This is a genomic window from Gilliamella sp. X-60 (assembly GCF_057063585.1).
The window spans coordinates 1-5,935 of sequence record NZ_JBXSQJ010000037.1 but is presented as its reverse complement, the minus strand read 5'-3'; the positions used below and the strand labels follow the sequence as shown (position 1 = coordinate 5,935).

At 35.4% G+C, this 5,935-nt stretch carries 5 protein-coding genes; all 5 read left to right on the top strand.

What is annotated here, in order from left to right; all coding sequences use genetic code 11:
- A partial coding sequence (locus tag ACYIAM_RS12800) for a DUF2345 domain-containing protein (RefSeq protein WP_483748532.1) occupies positions 1–371 on the top strand: 371 nt, incomplete at its 5' end.
- Positions 372–382: 11 nt separating this feature from the next.
- Positions 383–3,826 (top strand): glycoside hydrolase family 19 protein, encoded by a 3,444-nt coding sequence (locus ACYIAM_RS12795; RefSeq protein WP_483748531.1) that lies wholly within the window; start codon positions 383–385, stop codon positions 3,824–3,826.
- Positions 3,827–3,828: 2 nt separating this feature from the next.
- Positions 3,829–4,698 carry an XAC2610-related protein gene (locus ACYIAM_RS12790; protein ID WP_483748530.1) on the top strand — a complete coding sequence of 290 codons (870 nt, stop codon included), beginning with the start codon at positions 3,829–3,831 and terminating at the stop codon, positions 4,696–4,698.
- A 468-nt stretch (positions 4,699–5,166) separates the two neighbouring features.
- Complete coding sequence (locus ACYIAM_RS12785) at positions 5,167–5,424, top strand: transposase (RefSeq protein ID WP_034909955.1); 258 nt, start codon at positions 5,167–5,169, stop codon at positions 5,422–5,424.
- On the top strand, positions 5,424–5,935 hold a 512-nt coding region (locus ACYIAM_RS12780; protein WP_483748529.1), incomplete at its 3' end, for an IS3 family transposase. The genes ACYIAM_RS12785 and ACYIAM_RS12780, both read left to right, overlap by 1 nt.

The following is a 5,935-nucleotide window of genomic DNA, read 5'->3' as shown; positions in this document are numbered from 1 at the left end:
AGGCGATTGGCTTATTTGCCCAAAAATCAGGCATGAAACTGTTTGCCAACCAAGGCGATATCGAGGTGCAAGCCCAAAATGCCAACCTCAATATGGCTGCCAAGCAAGATATTAAAGTGGATAGTGTGGATGGTGAGGTAACTATCACGGCGAGCGATGAACTAACGCTCATTTGCGGTGGCTCTTATATCAAAATCAGCAGTGAAGGCATCGAACTTGGTACACAGGATAATATCTACCTTAAATGTAATGTGATGCAGAAGATGGGACCAGCAAGTATAGATGATAATAAACTTAAATTCTCAAAAAGTGATGTTGATGTCGCGCTTAGGCGATTAATAGAGAGTGACCATATTAATTTTTCAGGTTAAGGAACTAAAAAATGACATTATCAGCGGTAAAAAAATGGAAATATCCCGTTATTATAGATGAAAAAGAGAAATTAAGCGCAAATGTTTATTATGAAGCATTAATGTCAGCATCAACGGGGTTTTATCCTGTCAGTGTAAACAAGCTTATACACAGTGGTGTTCATTTTGATTCAAATGTGCTTAAAAAGTTGGGGAATGAAAAAGAGCGTAGAGTGCATTGTATTGCTGATGGCGAGGTTATCGCCTACCGCGTTAATGACCGTTATCAAAAAATAGATAAAGGCGATGAAGTTGTTTTTTTCTCAACTGGTTTTGTTCTGGTGAGACACTTGCTTGAAATGGATCGTGTAGAAGAAGAAACGCCAGCCTCAGAAAGTGATACAACCGCGGGTAACACCAACACAGAAGGGGCAGCAGCGGATACTAATCAGGCACAATCACCGAGTACAAGTAATAGTACCGATACGACAACACCTACCCCCCCTACAACCCCTCAGACAAATACAGAGACAGCGACCGACACATCTACTTCATCTGGAGCGGAAACAACGTCAGAGACTACGCCCAACACGACTGAGCCGGCCAAAGAAAAACAGCCAGGACACCGTCTTTATTTTTATAGTTTGTATATGCATTTAGCGAATACAAACTATTACGATAAAAATTCTAACGAACCAACCCCCGCATTTTGGGAGCAGGATATTTATCGTGTTCGTCTAGGGCATAAAGAATTAAATTTTGTAGATGGATTAAATATCCGAAAAGATCCCCCAGAAAAAAATAACCCAGAAAAAAATAACTCAGAGATATTAGCGGTATTACAAGAGGGTACAAAAGTTAATTTAAATCTTGATTTGCATGATGAAAAATATGAATGGTATGCTGTTTCGAGTTTTGTCGAAGGGTATTCCTCAATTCCTGAATTAAAACCTCGCAAATCTGATAAAACAGAAACAGGAGTCGATATTTTAGGTTGGGTGTATACCGGCAAAGCAGTAACAACATCGGAATTTGAAATACCGGGCAGTAAAACCGTTAAAGAATTGACGGAAGAACAAAAAAAAGAGTTGAACGCTAATTTAGCTAAATCTGAAGGCCTAAGAGTCAGGAATGACTTTATTAATGGTAAAGAAGGTAAAAAAATTTACTCAATGCTACCAAAGGGCACACAAGTTAAGATATCGAATGTCAATCAAAAAGGTTTTGTTGAGTTAATTGAAGTAGTTAGAGATGGCAAACCCACACTACCGTTACCGACAGAAAAGAAAATAGTTTGGTATGATTGCCTTGAAAAGGTAGTAAGAGGAAAAAAATACAACGAAGTGGTGGTATTAGATAAGCCCTTTCCGATTAAAGCGGGTGATTTAGTGGGTCATATTGGTCATAACCAAAATGAAGGTATACTCAAAAGCAAATATTCTAATCTTGAAACCTTGCCATTAGGTGAAAGTTTAAACGACAGCGAATTTTGTCCTCATTTACATGTTGAATGTTTCACCTGTGAAGACTTGGCAAGTTATATCACTCAAACGCAAGCAGAAGCGAGTAAAATCCCAGAGGAAGATAAAGCCTTTTTGGGTATAGCTAAACAGGTCAAACTACTGGAAAAAGAAGCGGCATCGGATACGACAGTGGGTAAACCGTATGCAAAGAGCAAAATCAATATAATGAGTCAAGATGTGAAGGTGGCTTGGTTACAAATTGAAATACAGTCATCAGAAACTGAGATAAAGACATTATGGATAAAAAATGAAGCGGCTATTGCCAAAGTAGCCAAACCCAATGGGGAGTTGTTTTTAGCCGAAAACACGGTTGCTTGGACTAAGCATCCTTTACAAGCGAGCAATATACCCAGTAGTGCGCTGATTGTGGGCACGGCATTACAGGTCGAGATGAATGATGCAAAGTTATCGCTAAGCGACAATCGAGCAATAGATGCACAAGGTAACTTGTGGTTAAAAGTCGATGTACTTGATGATAAAAACCGAGAAAGAAGTGGTTGGGTGTTAGTGAATGGTGAAGGTGCTAAGCGGGTCTGTTGTTGGGATTGGTTTGATTTTACACAGATAAAAGAAACGGCTACATTAAAAGAAATCTACCTTGACGCAGACAAATCGTTAAAACGCAATAAAGACAACCATTCATTATCGCAATATAAACCAACAATAAAAGAAACGTTATCCATCCTTGATAAGCAACACCCGGTTGAAACAAATATATATACCAGTATAAAAGAAGCGAGTTTTAAAAGTATTGCAGATAACCCGATGTTATTTACGGCATTAAGTCGCTTATTAATCAATTACGAAAGCGAATGGTATAGTGAAATTGATGCTGAAGGCAAAATGCCGAAATGGGAAGCGTTAAACAGCGAGATGACAGAAAATGCTAAAAATATATTAGCGTATTTACAAACAGGTGACGAAGCAAAATTTGATGCATATTTAAGCCGTGTAGGTAAAGCAAAGGACTCCCCTGAAGCGAAAGGGTTTGAAACACTAAGACGAGAAATAAGCCGTTTTCCTGCTGATTATAAAGAATCACCATCGGAAAAGTTGACTAAAGCGCAGTTTGAATCTTATGCTAAAATGGAAGCGTTAGAAAAACAAGTGACAGCTTGGGAAAAGACTAAAGAGAAGATAAAAAAGATGTTGTGGTGGGATGATGTTGCTAAAGGCTTAGCCAAGCTAAACCAACAAAACGACACGCCCCCAGAAAATGGCGAGACAACGGATACCACAACCACTCCAACAGACGCCACCCCACCAGCCACGCTTAGCGCTAATGGCAAGGCGTGGTTTATGCATCCTATAGCATTATTTAATTTATTTAGAAAAAGTTTTAGGCATGTCAGTTATGAACAATTATCGACAATTATGTCAGGGTGTAATTCAGAAATAATAGAAACATTTTTACCATTTATTAATGATACAATGGAAATATTTGATATAAAATCGCCATTAAGAAAAGCGCATTTCTTAGCACAAATAGCTCATGAGACAGGGCAATTACGTTATATGGAAGAAATAGCGAGTGGTAAAGCTTATGAAGGAAACATAAGCCTAGGAAATATATTAGAAGGAGATGGCATAAAATTCAAAGGGCGAGGACTTTTACAACTTACTGGACGCAATAATTATACTGCATGTCAAACGTATTTAAGAACAATAAAAAAATATCATAATTTAGATATCACTTCATCTTTAGAAAATGCTAAGAAAGTAGCAAGTAATCCAGAGTTAGCTTCTTTGGTATCTGGTTATTATTGGTTAAAAATAAAGCCTAAATTAAATGTTAAAGCAGATGAAGATGACTTGTATTGGGTTTCAGTATATGTCAATGGTTGGAAAAAACAAGATAATCCCTATTATCCCGATAAGACAAAAGAGCCTAACAATATGGCACACCGTGCAGAAATGTTAGACATTGCAAAGAAAGCTTTCGGAGTAAATTAATAATGAAATTTTTGATTTTTCTTTCTATCTTTTTTGTATCGAAAGTTTTTGCTGATCCTATTTTATTAATAAATGAAAGAATTGGATTGAAGGGTTTATTTGAAAATAAAAATTTAATATTAACATTAGATATTAGTGATAAAAATGATATAACCGGATTATATAAAATCGGAGACCAAAATTCGGTTAACATGTTAAACGGTAATATCATTAATAAAAGCATTCAATTAGAATCAGAAAAAATTGAACGTAACAAATTTTCTTCAATACATTTAGATATAAGAAATAATCTTTTTAATGGGGATGGGACAATTAATGGGGAACAATACCCATTGATTTTAAAAAAAGAAAGTATTTCTTATAAAGAGATTATATCAAGTATAAAGATAGAGGCTATTAATGACAATGATTACGAATTAGTGATTGTTGTAAATCAAAATGAACAAAGATTACGTTTTTTTTCTTTAGAAGATAAAATAAATATTATTTTTGAAGATTTAAATTTCGATTCTTATCCTGATATTAGAGTTTCTGAAAATTATGGCGATGTTAATATAAGTTACTCTTATTTCCTCTATGATCCAAAAACATCTATTTACCGTTATTCTAAACAATTGTCTGATAATATTATTAACCCAAAGGTGTTATATGAAAATAAAGTATTAATAGGTCAATCTCATGACGGATGCTGTTTTTATGAAAAATCAATACGGTATCACAATAATCTTTATAAATTTAGCTTTAATTACCTTAAAAATAAAGGGGAAATGATTCATTATAATGGCAAAGGCAAAGTAATAAAAAAAACTTCTATTAATAAAGTCATGTTTGAAAATGCTCCACTAATAAAAATGATAGAAAATAATTTATAAACTTAATTTAAAATTAAAGTGTTTTATATTAAACATTATATAGTACTCTGTTCAGCTATGAGGGCTGCGCAAACAAGGAATAAAGCAAATAATCTGAATATAATTAAATGGAAGTGGCAGGGCTGATAACATAGCCTCTTTTGCTAAGCGTTTTGAATCAATCCTTCGACAAGCATCAAATTTAACCGAGAAATTTTAGAATGGGAAAAATAATATTATTGATATTAGTGATGATAATCAGTATTTATCTGAATTAAAAAAAGATTATCCAGAACGTTATCCATATAACCAAGGTAGTATAGGTATTGAAGTTATTGCGTGGTGAGACAAAGATACAAAATTATGGAATGACGCAACACCACAACAATTAAAATCAATTAGAGATTTAGTTATTTTGTAACTATCCCCTAAAATAGTACAGCAAAAAAGTAGAAAATTCTCTATGATAAAAGTAAAGGGGATTTAATTATGAAAAAAATGACTGAACATCAAATCGTCGCTATTTTAAAAGAAGCTGAAGCGGGTATTCCTGTCAAGGAGCTCTGTCGTAAATATGGCATGGGTAATTCAACTTTCTATAAATGGCGGGAAAAATACGGCGGAATGGAAACTTCGGACATCAAACGCTTAAAGGAGCTGGAGGCTGAAAACCGTAAGCTTAAACAGATGTTTGCCGAACTGAGCTTAAAATCCCAGCTTCAGGAAGAAATTATAAAAAAGCTTTAGTGCCCACAAAGGCACGTAAAACGTGGGCACAGCAACTACAACAAAATCATTTAGTTACTATTGCTATGAGTTGTGCCATTGTTGGCTTAAGCCGTTGTGCTTACTATTATCAACCTAAGTTACCGGATGATTCAGTGATTGTTTCGGTGTTGAATGCTATCACAGACCGGCATTTACGCTGGGGCTTTCCTAAATGCTTTAATCGTATCAGAAAGCTCGGCTATAAATGGAATCATAAACGGGTGTATCGGGTGTATTGTGAATTAAAGCTTAATCTCAGGGTAAAGCGAAAAAAACGCATTCCTCCACGATGCCCGGAAAGGTTATTAGTACCCAATAAACAAGGTGAATGTTGGTCAATGGATTTTATGAGTGATAGTAGTGGTAATCAACGTCGCTTTAGGACATTCAATGTCATCGATGACTTTAATCGTGAGGCGCTAGGCATTGATATTGCGGTAAGCTTACCGGCAGGGAGAGTTACCCGTTACTTAGATAAACTGGCCGAATA

Excerpts from the sequence above, each read along its gene's own strand:
- ACYIAM_RS12790 (WP_483748530.1), top strand. The coding sequence starts at position 3,829 with ATGAAATTTTTGATTTTTCTTTCTATCTTTTTTGTATCGAAAGTTTTT.
- ACYIAM_RS12785 (WP_034909955.1), top strand. The coding sequence starts at position 5,167 with ATGAAAAAAATGACTGAACATCAAATCGTCGCTATTTTAAAAGAAGCT.
- ACYIAM_RS12795 (WP_483748531.1), top strand. The coding sequence starts at position 383 with ATGACATTATCAGCGGTAAAAAAATGGAAATATCCCGTTATTATAGAT.